14 protein-coding genes and 1 pseudogene are annotated in these 15,222 nt (G+C 73.9%); 8 read left to right on the forward strand and 7 right to left on the reverse strand.

The annotated features are described in order from the left end of the window. Positions 1–63: 63 nt before the first annotated feature. The 5 genes and pseudogenes from AB0J53_RS42955 to AB0J53_RS42975 form a co-directional block, all read left to right on the forward strand. A pseudogene (locus AB0J53_RS42955) lies at positions 64–684 on the forward strand (FAD-dependent oxidoreductase); the annotation flags it as partial. Positions 685–808: 124 nt separating this feature from the next. After that, positions 809–1,078 (forward strand): oxidoreductase C-terminal domain-containing protein, encoded by a 270-nt coding sequence (locus AB0J53_RS42960; protein WP_364183545.1) that lies wholly within the window; start codon positions 809–811, stop codon positions 1,076–1,078. A 43-nt stretch (positions 1,079–1,121) separates the two neighbouring features. Further along, positions 1,122–2,333, forward strand: a complete 1,212-nt coding sequence (locus AB0J53_RS42965) for a cytochrome P450 (RefSeq protein WP_364183548.1) — start codon at positions 1,122–1,124, stop codon at positions 2,331–2,333. Between the two features lie 35 nt (positions 2,334–2,368). Continuing rightward, a complete protein-coding gene (locus AB0J53_RS42970) occupies positions 2,369–2,560 on the forward strand; it encodes a ferredoxin (protein ID WP_364183551.1) in 192 nt (63 codons plus the stop codon). 91 nt (positions 2,561–2,651) lie between these two features. After that, positions 2,652–3,626, forward strand: coding sequence for an aldo/keto reductase (locus AB0J53_RS42975; protein WP_364183553.1), 975 nt, complete (start codon positions 2,652–2,654; stop codon positions 3,624–3,626). Positions 3,627–3,653: 27 nt separating this feature from the next. On the opposite strand, the gene AB0J53_RS42980 is transcribed toward AB0J53_RS42975, so the two are convergent. After that, positions 3,654–4,454: an SDR family oxidoreductase gene (locus tag AB0J53_RS42980; protein WP_364183554.1), complete on the reverse strand. Its 801-nt coding sequence runs from the start codon at positions 4,452–4,454 to the stop codon at positions 3,654–3,656. A gap of 29 nt (positions 4,455–4,483) precedes the next feature. Beyond that, the gene (locus AB0J53_RS42985; RefSeq protein WP_364183557.1) at positions 4,484–5,098 is read right to left on the reverse strand and encodes a GntR family transcriptional regulator; all 615 of its coding nucleotides are present in this window, start codon (positions 5,096–5,098) and stop codon (positions 4,484–4,486) included. A gap of 48 nt (positions 5,099–5,146) precedes the next feature. On the opposite strand from AB0J53_RS42985, the gene aceE reads away from it, so the two are divergent. Further along, positions 5,147–7,597, forward strand: a complete 2,451-nt coding sequence (gene aceE, locus AB0J53_RS42990) for a pyruvate dehydrogenase (acetyl-transferring), homodimeric type (protein ID WP_364183559.1) — start codon at positions 5,147–5,149, stop codon at positions 7,595–7,597. Positions 7,598–7,612: 15 nt separating this feature from the next. On the opposite strand, the gene AB0J53_RS42995 is transcribed toward aceE, so the two are convergent. The 4 genes from AB0J53_RS42995 to AB0J53_RS43010 all read right to left on the reverse strand — a co-directional run bounded on the left by AB0J53_RS42995 (position 7,613) and on the right by AB0J53_RS43010 (position 11,776). After that, positions 7,613–9,220, reverse strand: coding sequence for a hypothetical protein (locus tag AB0J53_RS42995; protein WP_364183562.1), 1,608 nt, complete (start codon positions 9,218–9,220; stop codon positions 7,613–7,615). After that, a complete protein-coding gene (locus tag AB0J53_RS43000; protein ID WP_364183564.1) occupies positions 9,217–9,972 on the reverse strand; it encodes an ABC transporter ATP-binding protein in 756 nt (251 codons plus the stop codon). The genes AB0J53_RS42995 and AB0J53_RS43000 overlap by 4 nt, the downstream gene beginning before the upstream one ends. Positions 9,973–10,055: 83 nt before the next feature. Next, complete coding sequence (locus AB0J53_RS43005) at positions 10,056–11,168, reverse strand: PP2C family protein-serine/threonine phosphatase (RefSeq protein ID WP_364183567.1); 1,113 nt, start codon at positions 11,166–11,168, stop codon at positions 10,056–10,058. A gap of 5 nt (positions 11,169–11,173) precedes the next feature. Next, positions 11,174–11,776, reverse strand: coding sequence for a DNA starvation/stationary phase protection protein (locus AB0J53_RS43010; RefSeq protein WP_364183570.1), 603 nt, complete (start codon positions 11,774–11,776; stop codon positions 11,174–11,176). Positions 11,777–11,971: 195 nt separating this feature from the next. Here AB0J53_RS43010 and AB0J53_RS43015 point away from each other — a divergent pair, with 195 nt between their 5' ends. Together AB0J53_RS43015 and AB0J53_RS43020 are read left to right on the forward strand one after the other, a co-directional pair. Beyond that, positions 11,972–12,778, forward strand: coding sequence for a class I SAM-dependent methyltransferase (locus AB0J53_RS43015; protein WP_364183573.1), 807 nt, complete (start codon positions 11,972–11,974; stop codon positions 12,776–12,778). Positions 12,779–12,889: 111 nt separating this feature from the next. Beyond that, positions 12,890–14,305 (forward strand): family 2B encapsulin nanocompartment shell protein, encoded by a 1,416-nt coding sequence (locus tag AB0J53_RS43020; RefSeq protein WP_364183576.1) that lies wholly within the window; start codon positions 12,890–12,892, stop codon positions 14,303–14,305. Here AB0J53_RS43020 and AB0J53_RS43025 read toward each other — a convergent pair. Beyond that, positions 14,293–15,207 carry an SLC13 family permease gene (locus AB0J53_RS43025; protein WP_364183585.1) on the reverse strand — a complete coding sequence of 305 codons (915 nt, stop codon included), beginning with the start codon at positions 15,205–15,207 and terminating at the stop codon, positions 14,293–14,295. The genes AB0J53_RS43020 and AB0J53_RS43025 overlap by 13 nt on opposite strands. Positions 15,208–15,222 lie beyond the last annotated feature (15 nt).

Below are 15,222 nucleotides of genomic sequence, written 5' to 3' on the forward strand. Positions count from 1 at the left end.
GGAAGGGAGCACGACCATGCGCACACGTTCCCGGGGTGGCCGCTCGTGACCCCGCCCGGCGGCGTGCTGATCGTCGGCGCCTCGGCGGCCGGCCTGAGCACGGCCGAGGCGCTGCGGCGGCACGGCTACCAGGGCGGCCTGACGCTGCTCGACGCCGGCCCGCACCTGCCCTACGACCGGCCGCCGCTGTCGAAGCAGGTCCTGGCCGGGGTGTGGGAGCCGGAGCGCGTCCAGCTCCGTGACCAGGCGCGGCTGGACGCGCTGGGGGCGGAGTTCGCGCTCGGCGACCCGGCCGTCACGCTGGACGCGGCGGCCCGGGAGGTCACCACCGCCTCCGGCCGCGTGCTGCGCGCCGACGCCCTGGTCGTCGCCACCGGCCTGACCCCGCGCCGGCTCCCGGGCCAGGACGGGCTGGCCGGCGTGCACGTGCTGCGCACGCTGGACGACGCGCTCGCGCTGCGCGGCGACCTGACCACCGGGCGGCGGCTGGTGGTCGTGGGCGACGGCGTGCTCGGCGCGGAGGTCGCGGCCACCGCCCGCACCCTCGGCCTGGACGTCACGCTCGCCGGCATGGGCGGCACGCCGCTCGGCGCGCAGCTCGGCGACGTGGCCGGCGCGCTGCTGGCGCGCACCCACGGCGAGCGCGGGGTCCGGCTGCGGCCCGGCGTCACCGTCGAGGAGCTGACCGGCGCCGCGGGCCGGGTCACCGGAGTCCGGCTGGCCGGGGGCGAGCTGCTGGCCGCACGAAGGGCTCGGCAGGCGGCTGCGCCTGGAGAACCGCACCAACGCCACCGAGCAGGCCCAGGCGGTGGCGGCCAACATCCTCGGCGCGGACCGGCCGTACACGCCGATCCCCTCCTTCTGGACCGACCAGTACGACGTCAAGATCCAGGCTCACGGGCTGCCGTCACCGGCGGCCGAGCTGACCGTCGCCGAAGGCGACCCGGAGGAGCACCGCTTCGCCGCCCTCTACCGCGAGGACGGCCGGGTCACCGGCGTGCTCGGCTGGAACATGCCCAAGCAGGCGCGTGTCCTGAGGCAGCAGGTCCTCGCCGCCCAGCCGCTCGCTCCCGCGTGACCCGTCCGCGCGTGACCAACCACTACCGCAGAGGAGATGCCGCATGAGCGTCAACGAGCAGGTCCTGCGCTACCCGATCCCCAGTGACGCGGCGCTCGACCCGCCCGCCGAGTGGGCGGAGCTGCGCAAGGAGTGCCCGGTGGCCCACGTGAAGCTGCCCAGCGGCGACACCGCCACGCTGCTGACCCGCTACGACGACGTCAAGCAGGTGCTGGCCGACCCGCGCTTCACCCGGCAGCTCACCGCGCCCGACGCGGCCCGGCTGTCGGCCGAGGGCGGCGGCGTGTTCAGCAACGAGATGGCGACGATCATCCCCGACGGCGGCGAGGAGCACCAGCACTGGCGGCGCCTGGTCGGCAGGTGGTTCACCGCCAAGCGGATGTCGGCCCTGCGGCCGTCGATGACGGAGATCGCCGAGGGCCTGATCGACGAGATGGTCGCGGGCGGCGCGCCCGGCGACCTCAGGGCGAGCCTCGGCTTCCCGCTGCCGGTCTACGTCATCTGCGACATGCTCGGCGTGCCCGCGGAGGACCGCGACCGGTTCTCGTACTGGTCCGACACGCTGCTCAACCTCACCCGCTACGGCAAGGAGGAGATCGACGCCGCGCAGGCGGAGTTCTTCCAGTACATGTCCGACCTGGTGGCGGGCAAGCGGGCCACGCCCGGCGACGACCTGCTGAGCGAGCTGATCGCGGTGGGCGGCCCCGAGGAGGGCGGCCTGTCCGACCTGCAGATCGTGGTCACCGGCATGGGCCTGCTGGTCGCCGGGCACGAGACCACCGCCAACATGATCGGCAAGATGGTCTCCATGCTGCTGGCCGACCGCGGCCGCTGGGAGAGCCTGCTGGCCGACCCGAAGCTGATCCGCACGGCCGTGGAGGAGACGCTGCGCCTGGACGCCAACGCCGGCTTCGGCCTGCCCCGCTACCTGGGCGAGGAGACCGAGGTCAGCGGCACGGTCCTGCCGCGCGGCACGACCGTGGTGTGCAGCATGGCCGCGGCCAACCGCGACGAGAGCGCCTTCGAGGCCGCCGGGGAGATGGACCTGACCCGCAGCCCCAACCCGCACCTGGCGTTCGGCGCGGGCGCGCACTCCTGCCTGGGGCAGGCGCTGGCCCGCACCGAGCTGCAGGTCGTGCTGGAGGTGCTGCTGCGCAAGCTGCCCACGCTGGAGCTGGCCGTGCCCGCCGGGGAGCTGGAGCGGGTGGAGGGGCTGGCCGTCGGCGGCCTGCGCACTGTTCCGGTCCGCTGGTAGCCGGTCCGCTGGTCATCGGAAAGGGGAGGATCGGGATGAAGGTCATCGTCGACGAGGACAAGTGCTGCGGCGCCGGGCAGTGCGTGCTGATCGCGCCGGAGGTGTTCGACCAGCGTGACGACGACGGCATCGTCGTCGTGCTCCAGGCCGAGCCGGGCGCGGATCAGCACGACGCGGTCCGCGAGGCGGCGGCGGTGTGCCCGGGGGCGGCCATCGGGCTCGGCTGACCAGGACGGGCCGGGGAGATGCCGCTACGGTGATCCATCAGGGCACGACGGATATGTCGCCCATCCTGTTGATCACGCCGGAAGGTGCACCGTGGACTACGAACGCCAGCCGTACAGAAGGTGTGGCCGTAGCGGCCTCCTGCTTCCCGCCGTGTCGCTCGGCCTGTGGCACAACTTCGGCGGCGGCAAGCCGCTCGACGGGCAGCGGGCGATCCTGCACAAGGCTTTCGACCTGGGCATCACGCATGTCGACATCGCCGACCGCTACGGCCCGCCGCTGGGCGCCGCCGAGTCGGCGTTCGGCCGGCTGCTGCCGCGCTCGCTGCGCGACGAGGTGGTGGTGACCACCAAGGGCGGCAACCCCATGTGGGACGGCCCGTACGGCAAGGGCAACACGCGCAAGCACCTGCTCGCCACGCTGGACCGCTCGCTGGCCCGGCTGGAGCTCGACTTCGTCGACATTTTCTACCTGCACCGGGACGACCCGGACACCCCGCTGGAGGAGCAGGTGGCGACGCTCGACCACCTGGTGCGGACCGGGCGGGCGCTGTACGTGGGCGTGTCCAACTTCTCCCCGCAGCGCACCGCCGAGGCGGCCCGGCTGCTGCGCGAGCTCGGCACGCCGCTCCTGGTGCACCAGCCGTCCTACTCGCTGCTCAACCGGGAGATCGAGGACTCGCTGCTGGGCGTGCTGGAGGAGCACGGGGTCGGCTGCGTCGTCTACTCGCCGCTGGCGCAGGGGCTGCTCACCGACCGCTATCTCGACGGCATCCCCGCCGACTCGCGTGCCGCCGAGGGGCGCTTCCTCACGCCGGACCGGGTGACGCCGCAGGTGCTGGCGTTCGTCCGGGCGCTCGCCGGGCTGGCGCAGGCGCGCGGCCAGTCGGTGGCCCAGCTCGCGCTCGCCTGGGCGCTGCGCGACCCGCGCGTCACCTCGGTGCTCGTGGGCGCCTCCAGCCCCGAGCAGCTGGAGGCGAACGTGGCCGCCGTCGACCGCCTGGACTTCACCGCCGACGAGCTCGCGGCCATCGACGCCGCCGCCAAGGAGGCCGGCCTGGCGGGCTAGCGGTCCGGGCGCGGCCGGCCTGCGCGCTCAGCCTGTGCGCCAGTCGCCCGAGCCGAGCGCGCCGGCGGCCTGCGGTCCCATCAGGCCGAGGCCGCCGTCCACGAACACGCTCGCGCCCGTCACGTACGAGGCGGCGGGGCTCACCAGGAAGGCGATCACGGCGGCGACCTCGCGGGCGTCGCCCGGCCTCGGCACCGGGTAGCCGGGCCGGGTGCCCGGCTGCGGCGGCAGGTCCTCCTGCCCGGTCATCGGCGTGGCGATCTCGCCCGGCGCCACGGTGTTGACCGTGATGCCGTACTCGGCCAGCTCCAGGGCCAGCACCCGGCTGAGCATCCGCAGCCCGCCCTTGGCCGCGCAGTACGGCCCCGCGCCGACGCGCGGGTGCTCCTCGTGCACGCTGGTGACGTTGACGACGCGCCCTCCCCTGCCGGAGGCGATCATGCGGCGGGCGGCCCGCTGCGCGCACAGGAACGGCCCGTCGAGGTCGACGGCCACGACCGAGCGCCAGCGGTCGTACCCCATGTCCAGCAGTGGTTCGGCGGTGCCGGTGCCGGCGTTGTTGACCAGCGCGCCGAGCCCGCCGAGCTCGTCGGCCAGCTCGTCGACGACGCCCGCGGCGCGTTCCGGATCGGTGAGGTCGTGCCCGCGCACGGCGGGCGCCCGGCCGAGCTCGCGCACCTGCCGCGCGGTCTCCTCGGCGCCGTCGCGGTCGGCGTGGTAGGTGATGCCCACGTCGAATCCCTGCTCGGCCAGTGCCACGGCGGTCGCCCTGCCGATGCCGGAGTCGGCCCCCGTGACGATCGCCACCTTGTCGTACCCGTTGCCCATGCCGCTGCCCCTGCCCGCTCCGCTGGGGCTTATGGCTGCGGAGGGGCGTAGCCGAGGACGTGGTCGTGCAGCAGGCGGCCCACGGCCGGGTCGCCGCGCCGGAACGCCTCGACGATCGGCCCGTGGTCGGCCGCGTTCTCGTGCAGCCGCACCCTGAACAGGCGGATCGACAGGTGGGTCCACACCTCGATGCCCAGGGACTCCCACACCGACACGAGCACGGCGTTGCCCGAGGCGGCGACGATCTCGCGGTGGAAGGCGACGCTGTGCCGCACCTGGCCGGTGAGCGAGCCGGCGGTCGCGGCCTCGTGCAGCCGGGTCAGGTGGAGCTCCAGCGCGTCGGCGTCGGGGCGGCCGAGCGTGGCGGCCTTCTCCTCCAGGCAGGCCCTGACCTGGTAGACCTCGCGCAGGTCGGCGGCGGTGAACGCGCGCACGCGGGCGCCCCGGTTGGGAACCGTCTCGATCAGCCGCAGTGCCTCCAGCTCGCGCAGCGCCTCGCGGACCGGGGCCTGGCTGACCTGGAGCTCGGTGGCGAGGCGGCGCTCGACGATGCGGTCGCCGGGCTCCCACCGGCCGTCGATCAGGCCGTCCAGCAGCACCTGGCGGATCTCGTCGCGGAGCGGGGACCGTTCGACCGGATTCATCCGACCATCATAGACCGGATGATCGATCATAGGGTGTTTAATGGAGGCATGGAGAGAGATCTGGACCCTCAGGAGACCGCGGAGTGGCTGGAGTCGCTGGAGGCGGTGCGCCGGGCCGCCGGTGACGAGCGCGCCGAGTTCCTGCTGCGCAGGCTCGCCACCGGCACGCGCCCGCTCAACACCGTGCCCACCGAGCGGGAGCCCGCCTACCCGGGCGACCTGGAGCTGGAGGAGCGCATCGCCGCCTACGACCGGTGGAACGCGGCGGCCATGGTCACCCGGGGCAGCGTGCTCGGCCTCGGCGGCCACATGGCCACCTACGCCTCGGCCGCCTGGCTGTACGAGGTCGGGTTCAACCACTTCTTCCACGGCGCCGACGACCAGGTCTACTTCCAGGGCCACGCCTCCCCCGGCGTGTACGCGCGCGCGTTCCTGGAGGGTCGGCTGAGCGAGGCGCAGCTCGACCTGTTCAGGCGGGAGACCGCGGGCGGGCTGCCCTCCTACCCGCATCCGCGGGCGATGCCCGGCTTCTGGCAGTTCCCCACGGTGTCGATGGGCCTGGGCCCGCTCAACGCCGTCTACCAGGCGCGGTTCAACCGCTACCTGCTGAACCGGGGGATCAAGGACACCTCGCGCAGCCACGTGTGGGCGTTCCTCGGCGACGGGGAGATGGACGAGCCGGAGGCCACCGCCGCGCTCACCCTGGCCGCCCGCGAGGGGCTGGACAACCTCACCTTCGTCGTCAACTGCAACCTGCAGCGCCTCGACGGGCCCGTACGCGGCAACACCAGCGTCGTGCAGGAGCTGGAGAGCGTGTTCAGGGGCGCGGGCTGGCACGTGGTCAAGGCGCTGTGGGGCCGCGACTGGGACGGGCTGCTGGGCTCGGACGAGCTGGTGGCCAGGCTCTCCGCCGTGCCGGACGGCCAGTTCCAGACGTACGCGGCCTCGACCGGCGCGTACATCAGGCAGAGCCTGTTCGCCGGGCTGGAGGCCGTCGCCGCGCCCTACAGCGACGACCAGCTGCGCGCGATCGTCGGCGGGTCGCGGGCCGGGCACGAGCCGCGCAAGGTGCACGCCGCCTACCGGGCGGCGCTCGACCACCGGGGCGCGCCCACGGTGGTGCTGGTGCAGACGGTGAAGGGCTGGACGCTCGGCGCCGGGGTCGAGGCGCGCAACGCCAACCACCAGATGAAGAAGCTCACCCAGGACGAGTTCGCCGCCATGCGCGACCGGCTCGGCCTGCCCGTCCCGGACGAGGCGCTGAGCGGCGACTTGCCGCCGTACCTGCACCCCGGCCCCGGCTCGGCGGAGGCGCGCTACCTGGCCGAGCGGCGGGCCGCGCTCGGCGGCCCGATCCCGCGCCGGACCGTCTCGTACGCGCCGCTGCCCCCGCCCGCGGAGCGGCCCTTCCAGGCGGCGGCCAAGGGGGGCGGGCGGATCGCCACCACGATGGCGTTCGTGCGCCTGGTCAAGGAGCTGATGAAGGACCCGGAGACCGGCCGCCGGTGGGTGCCGATCGTGCCCGACGAGGCCAGGACGTTCGGCATGGAGTCGCTCTTCCCCACCGCGAAGATCTACTCGCCGCTCGGCCAGCGCTACGACGCGGTCGACCGGGAGCTGCTGCTGGCCTACAAGGAGGCGGTCGACGGGCAGATCCTCATCGAGGGCATCACCGAGGCCGGGTCGATGGCGTCGTTCACCGCCGCGGCCTCCAGCTACGCCACCCATGGCGAGGCGATGATCCCGTTCTACATCTTCTACTCGATGTTCGGCTGGCAGCGGACCGGCGACCAGATGTGGGCGCTGGCCGACCAGCTCGGCCGCGGCTTCCTCGTCGGCGCGACGGCCGGGCGCACCACGATGACGGGCGAGGGGCTGCAGCACGCCGACGGCCACTCGCAGCTGCTCGCCTCGGCCAACCCGGCGTGCCTGGCCTACGACCCGGCGTTCGGCTACGAGGTGGCCGTGATCGTCCGGGAGGGGCTGCGCAGGATGTACGGGCCGGCGGGCGAGGACGTGTTCTACTACCTCACGCTCTACAACGAGCCGCTGCCCCAGCCGGCGATGCCGGAGGGCGTCGAGGAGGGCATCCTCAGGGGCGTCTACCGCTGCTCCGAGGGCGGCGGGCGGGCCCACCTGCTGGCCAGCGGCACCGCGATCCACTGGGCGCTGGAGGCGCAGCGGCTGCTGAAGGAGGAGTACGGGCTGGGCGTGGACGTGTGGTCGGTGACCTCCTGGAGCGAGCTGCGGCGCGACGCGATGGCCGCCGACGGCGTGCCGTACCTGCAGCGGGCGATGGCGGACGCGCAGGGGCCGGTGATCGCGGTGAGCGACTGGATGCGGGCGGTGCCGGACCAGATCCACCCGTGGATCGGCCGCCCGTGGACGTCGCTCGGCACCGACGGCTTCGGCCTGTCCGACACGCGGGAGGCGGCGCGGGAGCACTTCGGGGTGAGCCCGCGCGCCATCGCGGACGCGGTGATCAAGGCCGTCCAGTGACGAGCCCGGCGGCCGCTACCGCTCGGCCTTGAGTGCGGCCGGGCGGAGCACGGCGGCGTCGCGCGAGGCCATCGCGTCCAGGAGGCCGGGGCCGCGCCGGTGGAGCAGGCGCACGGTGAGCACCGGGGTGGCGTAGAGGAGAGCACCGGCCAGGAGGACGGCGGCGGCCACCCACCCCGGGCCGCCGGCGAGCGCGCCGGCGACGCCGGGCACGGCGGCGGCCGCCAGGACCACCGGGAAGATCGTCATCTGGCCGCCGGTCGGATCGCCCGCCTGCTGGCCGGGATGGACGCGATCGCGGGCGTCGGCGCCCACGGCCGGCATCACGAGCGCGAGCAGCGGCGCCGCCGCGCAGCCAGCTGCGGCGGCCGTGACGGCGCCGCCGAGCGCGGCACCGCCCAGGGGCGAGCCGGTCACGGCCCACAGCACGGCCGCCAGCGCCACCGACGGGACGCCGAACAGCAGGGCCCACGCCGCCATGCGCCCGCGCACGTCCGCCCGGAGCGCGTCCGGGGTGGTGAGGAGCTGCCACAGGGCCGTGCCGTCCAGGGCGTAGGTGTTGATCGCGACCATCGCGCCGAACACCGCCGCCGCGGGCCCCACCAGGGGCAGGGCCCAGCTCCAGTCGGTGAGCGCGATGACGGCCGCCATCAGCAGCGGTGTCAGCCAGGCGCTGCGCAGCTCCACCCCGCGCGCCGGGTCGCGCAGCCAGGTGGCCAGCTCCCGCGAGACGACCGCCGCCACCTGCGGGCCGGCGCCGGGCAGCGGCAGCGGGCGGCCCGGCGCGGCCGGCCGTCGCGGGACCGCCCGGCGGGGCGGCCGGCGCAGCGCCCGCGCCGTCAGCGCGATCCAGCCCGCCTGCAGCAGGACGCCCCAGGCCAGCAGCCCCGCCAGCGGCGCCGCGACCTCGCCGAAGCCGGCGCCGTCACGCACGGCGACCGCCACGCCATAACCCCAGCCGGTGGGCAGGGCGGTGAGCGCGTCGATCACGGGCGCGGGCAGATGCCCGAACGTGGGGATGACGAGCGCGGTGTCCCCCTCACCGAGCCGCGGCAGCAGCCAGGCGGCGATCGGCACCCATCCGGCGAACGACAGCGCGAGCATGATCGCGGTCTGCAGCGCCGCCAGGCTCATCCCGGCCCGGGTCTGCAGCAGCCAGGCGGCCAGCGCCGCCACCGTCTTGCCCGCCCAGATCAGCAGGTAGAGCTGGGCGGCGGCGGCCAGCGTGGCGATCGCCGCCGCCGCGGGGCCGCCCGGCGCCGCCAGCACCACCAGGGACGCCAGGCACGCCAGGGTGATCAACGGGCCCACGCCGAGCAGCTCCGTCCAGGACAGCGCGCGCGCCAGCCGCCCGGGCCGCAGCGGATAGCCGCGCAGCCACTCGCGCGAGATGACCGAGGGGTCGTGGCGCGGCTGGGCCAGCGGCCCGAACACCCACATGCCGCCCCACACGGTGAGCGCCACCGCGATCCAGCCCTCGTGGATCACGCCACGGGCGGCCGGCGCCGAGCCCGCGACCACCAGGGCGGCCAGGACCAGGCCGGTGACCAGGCTGAAGGCCCGCTCGTTGTGCGGGCCGTTGCGCAGCAGGCGCAGCTTGAGCGCGAACAGGGCGCCCGTCATCGCAGCCACTCCAGCGGGCGCACCGGGTCGGCGCCGACCAGCTCGATGAAGCGCTCGTTCAGCGTCGAGCCGGCAGCCACCTCCTCGGTCGGCCCTTCGACCAGCACCCGCCCACCGGCGACCACGGCCACCCGGCGGCAGTTGCGTTCGACGAAGTCCATGATGTGGCTCGACAGGAGCACGGTGCCGCCCCCCTCGACGTACTGCTTGAGCACCTGCTCGATGGAGTGGGCCGAGACCGGGTCGATGGCTTCGAACGGCTCGTCCAGCACGAGGACGCGCGGCCGGTGCAGCATCGCGAGCGCGAGATTGATCTTCTTGCGCATGCCGGTGGAGTACTCCACGATCAGCGTGCGCGGGACCGCGTCCAGGCCGAGGATCTCCAGCAGGTCGCCCGCGCGGGCCTGCCAGCCGTCGTCCAGGCCGCGCAGCCCGGCGCTGTAGCGCAGGACCTCGGCGCCGGTCAGCCGCTCGGGCAGCGACAGCCCGTCCATCATGACGCCGAGCTGGGCGAGGGCGGCCTCGCGCTCGGTGCGCAGGTCGTGGCCGGCGATCCTGATCGTGCCGGACGTCGGCTCGCGCAGGCCGCACACGGCCATGAGGGTGGTGGTCTTGCCGGCGCCGTTCGGGCCGACGACGCCGTAGAACATCCCGGGCGGGACGCTCAGGCTGAGCCGGTCGACGGCGACCGCGGACCCGAAGCGCTGGGTGAGGTCCGCCACCTCGACGGCGGGAACGGGGGAATCGAACACGGCCTTCTTCCTGAATCTCGGGAGAGCTGGCTCATTCTGGGCGGATGCCGGACAGCATGTCAACACGGCACGTGCCGTTCCACTCAGAGGCGTGCGCCGCGAGGGTGGCGGCGCGGCAGCGTCCGCCATTCGACCAGCAGGACGGTGGCGTCGTCCTGGAGCTGGCCGTCCTGGTGGTCGAGGATCGCCCGGATCAGGCGGCGCAGCGTCTCCGGGGCGCTCACGCCGTCGGCCTCGCGGCAAAGGATGAACTCGGTGAGACGCTCCAGCCCGTACGGCTCCCCGGCGGGGCTCTTGGCCTCGACGACGCCGTCGGTGTAGAGGACGAGCCGGTCGCCGGGTTCGAGCCTGAAGCGTGACGGGCCCGCCTCGGCGCCCAGCCGGAAGCCCATCGGCGGGTCGGGCAGCGTCTCCAGCGTGGCCGCGACCCGGCCTCGGCGCAGCACCATCGGCGGGTGGTGGCCGCGGTTGACCCAGGTCAGCTCGCCGGTCGCGGTGTCGAGGGCGGCCAGCACGCCGGTGGCGAACCGGGTGCGGGCGAACCGGTCGGCGATCGCCGCGTCGATCGCCTCGGCGGCGGCGCACAGGTCGGCGCCTCGGCGGCGGGTGTCGCGGTAGCAGCCCATGGCGATCGCCGCGGTCAGGCCGGCGGAGGTGTCGTGCCCCATCGCGTCGAAGATCGCCAGATGCAGGACGTCGCCGGTGACCGCCTGGTCGAAGGCGTCGCCGCCGACCACGTAGGCGGGCTCCAGCGCCGCGCTGACCAGCACCCGCTCGCCGGCGAAGGCCCGGACCGGCAGCGGGCGCCACACCTGGTGGCCGCCGGGCTGCCGCCTGCCCGCCACCAGCGTGGCGAGCAGGGCGGCCAGCCGCCGGACGCGCCGTTCGGCGGCGGCGTCGAACAGCGGCACGGTCAGGCCGAGCACGCCGATCCGCTGCGTGCCGTCGAGCAGCGGCGCCCACACCTGCTCCCCGGCCGCCGAGACGCCCGACCGGACCAGCTCCATGCCGCGGAAGGCCAGGCCCGCCACGCTGTCGTCGACGCCCAGCGGCTCGAGCACCGCCCCCGACGCGTCCCGCTGGCCCGGCAGCGGCACGAGGAAGCGCTGCCACGGGTCCGCCACGTAGATGGACGCGCCGGTGAACCCGGCCGGCGCGGCGTGCCGGGCGAGCCGGTCCGGGAGGTCCGCGCTCACCCGCGTCAGTCTCCCGGCGGCGGCTCGACCAGCGGGGTGTCGACCAGATGCTCGATCAGGAACCAGGTCTGCAGCTCGCCGGTGCGGATGACGTCGGAGACCAGCAGGTCGTTGGTGCCGTCGTCGCCCATCTCGGCCGTCCGGGCGGCGGCGTCGTGGGCGGCGACGAGGATCGTCTCGTGCGCCTCGATCAGGCGCGTCAGCATCGCGGGCACCTCTTCGGCGCCGTCCGGCGGGCGCGGCACCACGGTGATCTCGGCGACGTGGCGCGGGTCGCCGACGGCCACGCCGCCGAGCGTCTGCACCCGTTCGGCGATCAGGTCGACGAGCTTGTTCTGCTCCTCGGCGTGCTTGTCCAGCAGCAGGTGGAGCTGGTAGAAGGTGGGGCCGCGCATCAGCCAGTGGTGCTTCTTGTACAGGGCGTACAGGATCTGGGTGTCGGCCAGGATCTGGTTGAGGCGCTGGCACGAGTACATGCGGGCGTCGTACGACAGGCCCAGCGGGAACATCCGGACCGTGCCGTACTCCTGGATCTGCACCCCGTTCAGGTGCGGCCACGGCTGGCTGTCGGCCTTCCTGCCGTTCCTGGTCGTGCGTTTGCCGGCCAAGGTGTCCTCCTTCGTCACGTAACGGGGAGGTTCCCGGTGCCGTCCCAAGCGAGCGCCAGCACTATCCGCGCATCGGGACAAGAATCACCCCGAAGGCCGCAGATTGCTGCGCCGTCGGCCTGGGCGGACGCCTCTTTCTTGCTTCGTACGCAAGACCGTATGCCGCACGCGCAAGCAGTGCCTAGAGTCGGCGGCATGGCGAACCATCACCACCACGACGACCACTCGCTGGCCGAGATCCTCGACCTCGACGGCGAGGTCCTGCACTCCTACCTGTCCGACGTGACCGCCTGGGTCCGCGACCTGACCGCCGACCGGCCGCCGCACCGCCTGCTCGACCTGGGCAGCGGCACCGGAACCGGCACGTTCGCTCTGCTGGAGCGCTTCGGCGACGCCGAGGCGATCGCGCTGGACCAGTCGGAGCCGATGCTGCGCCACCTGGAGGGGCGAGCCCGCGAGCGCGGGCTGGCGGGCCGGGTCCGCACCCTTCAGGCGGACCTCGACAAGGGCTGGCCGCCGGTCGGCGAGGTCGACCTGGTGTGGGCGTCGGCGTCCCTGCACCACCTGGCCGACCCCGGCCGCGTCCTGGCCGAGGCGCACGCCGCGCTGCGGCCCGGCGGGCTGCTGATCGCCGCGGAGACGGCCGGATTCCCGCGCTTCCTGCCCCAGGAGCACGCCGGCCTGGAGGAGCGCTGCCACGCGATCCTGGACCGGCGCCGGGCCGAAGCGCTGCCGCACTTCGGCGACGACTGGGGGCCGCGCCTGGCCTCGGCCGGCTTCACCGTCGAGGCGGAACGGGTCTTCGACGTGCGGCTGACGCACCCGCTGCCCGCCTCGGCCGGCCGCTACGCCGAACGGTCGCTGCGGCGCATGCGCCACGGCCTCGACGGCACGCTCGACGCCGCCTCCCTCGCCGCGCTCGACGCCGTGCTCGACGGCATCGGCGAGCGCGACGACCTGGAGGTGCGCACCACCCGGACGGTGTGGGCGGCCAGACGCTAGATCGTCGTTGCGGGCCGCCAGCATTCCCTCGCCGTCACGCCACTCTACAGAGAGTGGCGAGCTGATTACGTTCAGTGAGCGAACGGTCCGGATCGGTGATTGCGAGGAACCATGACCACGGAGCCGCGGCTGAGCCTGGACACCCAGGCCGCGCGCAACCTGGCCACGACCACCAAGACCCGTCCGCAGATGCGGGCGATCACGTCCCGCTGGCTGCTGCGCCGGTTGCCGTGGGTCGACGTGGCGGGCGGCACGTACCGGGTCAACCGCCGGCTGACGCACGCCGTCGGGCGCGGGCGCGTGGGCATCACGCACACCGGCGCCGACGACGTACGGATCGTCCCCGAGACGCTGACGGAGATCCCGGTGCTGCGCGGCTTCGCCGACACCGGCGTGCTGGACACGATCGCCGCGACGTTCCGGCAGCGCGACGTGCGGCCCGGCGAGGTCGTCGTCGAGGCGGGCGCGCCCGTCAGCGAGCTCTACGTGATCGCGCACGGCCGCCTGGACCGGCTCTCCACCGGCCCGTACGGCTCCGCGCAGCACCGTGGCGTGATCGGCGACGGCGACCAGTTCGGCGACGAGCTGCTTAGCCAGGACGACGCGCGCTGGCCGTACACGATCCGGGCGGCCACGGCGAGCACGATCCTGGTGTCGCGGAAGACCGACCTGCGGCGGATCTCCGGCCGGTCGGCGGCGCTGCGCGAGCACGTCGGACGGTTCGCGGAGCTCGCCAGCAGGCCGGTCAACCGGCGCGGCGAGGCGGCGCTCGACATCGCCGCCGGGCACACCGGCGAGCCGGTGCTCGGCGGCACGTTCGTCGACTACGAGCTGCGCCCGCGCGAGTACGAGCTGAGCGTGTCGCAGACGGTCCTGCGCGTGCACACCCGGGTCGCCGACCTCTACAACGGGCCGATGAACCAGTTCCAGGAGCAGCTCCGGCTGACCGTGCAGGAGGTCCGCGAGCGCCAGGAGTGGGAGCTGCTCAACAACCGCGACTTCGGGCTGCTGCACGCCACCGACTACGGCCAGCGGATCCGGCCGCGGTCGGGGCCGCCCACGCCCGACGACCTGGACGACCTGATCAGCATGCGCCGCGGGACGCGCCTGCTGCTCGCCCACCCGCGGGCGATCGCGGCGTTCCTGCGCGAGTGCAACAGGCGCGGCCTGGTGCCGGACAGCGCCGACGTCGACGGCCACGCGGTGCCCGCCTGGCGCGGGATCCCGATCTTCCCGTGCGACAAGATCCCGGTCAGCGAGCGCGGCACCAGCTCGATCGTGGCGATGCGCACCGGCGAGGACGACCAGGGGGTCGTGGGCCTGCACCAGGTGGGCCTGCCGGAGGAGCACGAGCCCGGCCTGAACGTCCGGTTCATGGGCGTCGACTCCCAGGCGATCATGTCGTACCTGGTCAGCGCCTACTATTCGGTGGCCGTCCTGGTGCCCGACGCCTGCGGGATCCTGGAGGACGCCGACCTCGCCGCCGCCGCCCGGCCCCAGCCGAGCGGGCCGCCTCACGCCAGGTAGCGCAGCCACAGGTACGGCGCGACGAGCGCGACGGTCACCGTGGCCGTGATCAGGCCGTACTTGGTGAACTGCCAGAAGCTGATCGGCGTGCCGTTGCGGGCGGCGATGCCGAGGACGACGACGTTGGCCGCCGCCCCCACGGCGGTGGCGTTGCCGCCGAGGTCGGCGCCGAAGGCCAGCGCCCACCACAGCACCTGCGTCGGCCCGTCGCCGGCCTGGACCAGCTCGGCGACGATGGGGCTCATGGTGGCGACGTACGGGATGTTGTCCACGATCGCCGACAGCACGGCGGACGCGCCCAGCAGGCCCATCGTGGCCAGCTCCAGCTGCCCGGCGGTGGCGTCCACGGCTGCCTCGGACAGCTGCGCGATGACGCCGGTCTCGACCAGCGCGCCGACCATGACGAACAGTCCGGCGAAGAAGACGAGCGTGGGCCATTCCACCTCGGCGATGGCCTGCTCAGTCGTGATCTTGGTAGCGGCGACGAGGACACCCGCGCCCAGCAGGGCGACGATCGAGGGCTCGTAGTGCAGGACCGGGTGCAGCACGAACGCCGCCATGACCAGGCCCAGCACGGTGAGCGACTGCCACAGCAGCCGCCGGTCACCGATGGCCTCGTTCTCGTCCAGCGCCATCACCGCCGCCGCCCGCTCCGGATCATGGCGGAACGTCCGCCCGAACATCAGCCAGCACAATTCGACGAACACCGCCATCAAGACGACCACCATCGGCGCCATGTGCACCAGGAAGTCGTTGAAACTGAGCCCGCCCCGGCTGGCGATGATGATGTTCGGCGGATCACCCACCAACGTCGCCGCCCCGCCGATGTTGGACGCCATCGCCTCCGCGATCAAAAACGGCACCGCAGAAACCGCCAGCCGCTCACACACCAGAAACGTCACCGGCGCGATCAGCAA

It is taken from the genome of Nonomuraea sp. NPDC049725 (assembly GCF_040674795.1).
Lineage (GTDB): Bacteria > Actinomycetota > Actinomycetes > Streptosporangiales > Streptosporangiaceae > Nonomuraea > Nonomuraea ceibae.

Bases quoted from the DNA above. Each gene is read 5' to 3' on its own strand.
- AB0J53_RS42965 (WP_364183548.1), top strand. From the start codon at position 1,122: ATGAGCGTCAACGAGCAGGTCCTGCGCTACCCGATCCCCAGTGACGCG.
- AB0J53_RS42970 (WP_364183551.1), top strand. From the start codon at position 2,369: ATGAAGGTCATCGTCGACGAGGACAAGTGCTGCGGCGCCGGGCAGTGC.
- AB0J53_RS42980 (WP_364183554.1), bottom strand. From the start codon at position 4,454: ATGGGCAACGGGTACGACAAGGTGGCGATCGTCACGGGGGCCGACTCC.
- AB0J53_RS42985 (WP_364183557.1), bottom strand. From the start codon at position 5,098: ATGAATCCGGTCGAACGGTCCCCGCTCCGCGACGAGATCCGCCAGGTG.
- aceE (WP_364183559.1), top strand. From the start codon at position 5,147: ATGGAGAGAGATCTGGACCCTCAGGAGACCGCGGAGTGGCTGGAGTCG.
- AB0J53_RS42995 (WP_364183562.1), bottom strand. From the start codon at position 9,220: ATGACGGGCGCCCTGTTCGCGCTCAAGCTGCGCCTGCTGCGCAACGGC.
- AB0J53_RS43015 (WP_364183573.1), top strand. From the start codon at position 11,972: ATGGCGAACCATCACCACCACGACGACCACTCGCTGGCCGAGATCCTC.
- AB0J53_RS43020 (WP_364183576.1), top strand. From the start codon at position 12,890: ATGACCACGGAGCCGCGGCTGAGCCTGGACACCCAGGCCGCGCGCAAC.